The organism is Caballeronia sp. (assembly GCF_049581465.1).
GTDB lineage: Bacteria > Pseudomonadota > Gammaproteobacteria > Burkholderiales > Burkholderiaceae > Caballeronia.
In genome coordinates this window covers 1-2,949 of the sequence record NZ_JBAUSA010000559.1, presented here as the reverse complement: position 1 = coordinate 2,949, position 2,949 = coordinate 1, and the positions used below count along the sequence as shown (strand labels likewise).

Below are 2,949 nucleotides of genomic sequence, written 5' to 3'. Positions count from 1 at the left end.
GGAAGGACAGAGTCGCGCTTTTCACCAGCGCGTGGATTGAAACAGGGCCGTCTATTGGCACAAGGGGCCGGCGCTGTGTCGCGCTTTTCACGAGCGCGTGGATATATGATCTCTGTCTCACGGCATCGGTCATATCATCAGCATCGCTAATTGAATCGTATTAATTTGTGCAATGACGATCGCCATCCAATACACGCAACGTCAACAAACCTAAACATTCCACCCCATGTCCCACCACGTCCTGATCTGCCTCCCCACCTACAGCGAAGAAGTCCATATCAATTTCGCTTTTTCGTTGATGGACTTGACGCGTGAGTTCACCAACGCCGGCGTAACCTACGAAACGTTACACGTTGCGTCGTCGCACATCATCCGGGCGCGAAACTTCTTCGCCAATTATTTCCTGAATCGCCCGGAGTTTTCGCATCTGCTTTTTCTCGATACCGACATGAAGTTTCCTGCCGAAGCAGTCTTAAAGCTTCTGGCGGCAAATAAAACCATCGCGGGTGTCGCATACCCATTTAGACGGTTCCATCTGGACCGCACGATCGAGCCAGCCGACACCGGCTTGACCTTGCGTGACTGGCTGGAAAAGCACGCCGACTACACAGTGGCGCCTGTCGTTGACGCAGAGGGAGACACGCATTTCGTCAACGGATTTGTCGAGGCCAGGCATGTCGGAACCGGCGTATTCCTGGCGCATCGAGACGCGTTTGAAGCGACGAAACCATTCGCCGAATGCTATGCCCCGCCGGAACAATATGTGTCGATGGTGCCCAGCGGCAAGTTCTATGGGTTCTTTGAAACTATCGAAGAAGACGGCGTCTATCTCGGCGAAGACGTGTCTTTTTGTCGACGGGCACGGCGTGCAGGTCTAACGATCTGGGCGTTGATCGATCAGACCGTCGTGCACTACGGCCAGTCCGAGGTATCGGGACAATATTTGCAGGCAATGCGACTGCGCGGCAGCGTAACCTGAATGTTGCACTTCGGACGGCGTGCCGATCGACGAGCGCGGCCCGCCCTGACAATAACAATCCAAACCTAAACCCCACAAACCTCCCCCTTCCCCACCACCTCCCGCGCCGCCTTCGCGCCCTCCACCTGCAAAATCGTCGGCAAGGAAACGCCGTTTTTCGCCGCCGTGACTTCCGCGAGAATCGATACCGCGATTTCCGGCGGCGTCCGGCTGCCGATATAAATCCCCACCGGCCCATGCAACCGCGCGAGCTCGGCATCGGAGAGATCGAACTCCTTCAAGCGCTCACGACGCGCCGCATTGTTACGCCGCGACCCCAGCGCGCCGACATAAAACGCCGGCGTCTTCAACGCTTCCATCAGCGCGAGATCATCGAGCTTCGGATCGTGCGTCAACGCAATCACCGCGGATCGCTCGTCGAGTTTCATCTCCATGACGGTATCGTCGGGCATTGTGCGCACGATCGTGGTCCCCGGCACATCCCACTCGTCCGTGTATTCCTCGCGCGGATCGCACACCGTCACGTGATAATCCAGCCCGACCGCGATGCTGCATAAATATCGGGACAACTGCCCCGCGCCGATCACCAGCATCCGATAACGCGGGCCATGAATGGTCAGCAAACGCGAGTCGTCGAAGAGAACGCCGTCTGTCGCCTGAGCCGGCCCGAGCGTCACCGCGCCGCTCGCCATGTCGAGCGTGCGAGAAATCAGTCGCCCGGATTCGACGGCATGGCAGAGATCGGCGATACCGCTTTCCAGCGTCAACGGTTCAAGCACAAGCTGGATGGTCCCGCCGCAAGGCAATCCAAACCGATGCGCCTCTTCCGCCGATATCCCGTACTTCACGCTCTCCGGCCGGGTCTGCTCAATACCGCGTTGTCGCACTCGTTCGATCAGATCGTCTTCAATACACCCGCCCGACACCGATCCCATCACCGTGCCGTCATCGCGCACGGCGAGCATGGCGCCTTCCGGGCGAGGGGACGATCCCCACGTCTTAACCACCGTCACCAGCAACACGCGATGCCCACGTTCGAGCCATTTCGCGCTGTTCCTCAGGACTTCGAGATCCACGCTGTCCATGATCTTTTCCCTTTCTTCTGTTCACCATCGGCTGGCGCGTCATCGGACTGATTTGCGGGCTCTTCATCGCCCTTGGTCAACTCCGCGCTGAACCGCTTGAAAAATTCGCCGGCAATCTTCTTCGCCGCGCCGTCTACCAGGCGCGAACCGATCTGCGCCAGCTTGCCGCCGACTTGCGCGTGGGCCGTGTAAGACAGTGTCGTCGATACGGCGTCATCGGCCGGCACCAAGACTACTTTCGCCTGACCTTTGCCGAAACCCGCCGTGCCGCCTTGTCCTTCGAACACGATGGTGTACGTATTCGGCGCATCGATATCCACAAGATTCATCCGCCCCTTGAACTTGGCCTTGACTGGCCCAACCGATGCCGTCATCGCGACCGCGTACGCATTGTCACCATCGGCTTCGATACTCTCGCACCCCGGAATGCACGCGCGGAGGATTTCCGTGTCGTTAAGCGCGGCCCACGCCACGTCTTGCGGCACGGGCAAGCTGTGCGTTTCAGTCAGTTCCATCTCAGGTCTCCCGGAAATTTCGGGTCCGACCGGCGCCCAAGCGTCGCAAGTTCCCGGCCGACAGCGTTGAGGCTGTCGAGGTTATGAGCCGCAAGCATCGCGTCCACATGCGGCAGGATTGCCCGAACGCCCCGTGCGCTTGGCGTGAACTCAGCGTAACGCAGCAACGGATTAAGCCATATCAGCCGATGCGCAAACCGGCGTAAACGCAGCATTTCCGTTTCGAGGACATCGATTGCTTCGTGATCGAGACCGTCGGTGACGAACAAAACCGTTGCTCGCCCCGTCAGCACGCGGCGAGCCCAGCGCCGGTTGAACTCGGCGAGCGCCGCGCCGATGCGCGTGCCCCCCGACCAGTCGACCACCTGAT

At 59.2% G+C, this 2,949-nt stretch carries 4 protein-coding genes; 1 reads left to right on the top strand and 3 read right to left on the bottom strand.

What is annotated here, in order from left to right; all coding sequences use genetic code 11:
• Positions 1-226: 226 nt before the first annotated feature.
• Positions 227-979 (top strand): glycosyltransferase family 2 protein, encoded by a 753-nt coding sequence (locus WCA53_RS13800; protein ID WP_423911047.1) that lies wholly within the window; start codon positions 227-229, stop codon positions 977-979.
• 65 nt (positions 980-1,044) lie between these two features.
• Here the strand turns inward: WCA53_RS13800 and WCA53_RS13795 are convergent, their stop codons facing one another.
• The 3 genes from WCA53_RS13795 to WCA53_RS13785 form a co-directional block, all read right to left on the bottom strand.
• Positions 1,045-2,064: an XdhC family protein gene (locus WCA53_RS13795; RefSeq protein WP_423911042.1), complete on the bottom strand. Its 1,020-nt coding sequence runs from the start codon at positions 2,062-2,064 to the stop codon at positions 1,045-1,047.
• Positions 2,037-2,579, bottom strand: a complete 543-nt coding sequence (locus WCA53_RS13790) for a CoxG family protein (protein WP_423911039.1) — start codon at positions 2,577-2,579, stop codon at positions 2,037-2,039. The genes WCA53_RS13795 and WCA53_RS13790 overlap by 28 nt, the downstream gene beginning before the upstream one ends.
• Positions 2,570-2,949, bottom strand: a 380-nt coding sequence (locus WCA53_RS13785; RefSeq protein ID WP_423911036.1) for a VWA domain-containing protein, incomplete at its 5' end; no start/stop codon positions are given. The genes WCA53_RS13790 and WCA53_RS13785, both read right to left, overlap by 10 nt.

Bases quoted from the DNA above. Each gene is read 5' to 3' on its own strand.
- WCA53_RS13800 (WP_423911047.1), top strand. From the start codon at position 227: ATGTCCCACCACGTCCTGATCTGCCTCCCCACCTACAGCGAAGAAGTC.
- WCA53_RS13795 (WP_423911042.1), bottom strand. From the start codon at position 2,064: ATGGACAGCGTGGATCTCGAAGTCCTGAGGAACAGCGCGAAATGGCTC.
- WCA53_RS13790 (WP_423911039.1), bottom strand. From the start codon at position 2,579: ATGGAACTGACTGAAACGCACAGCTTGCCCGTGCCGCAAGACGTGGCG.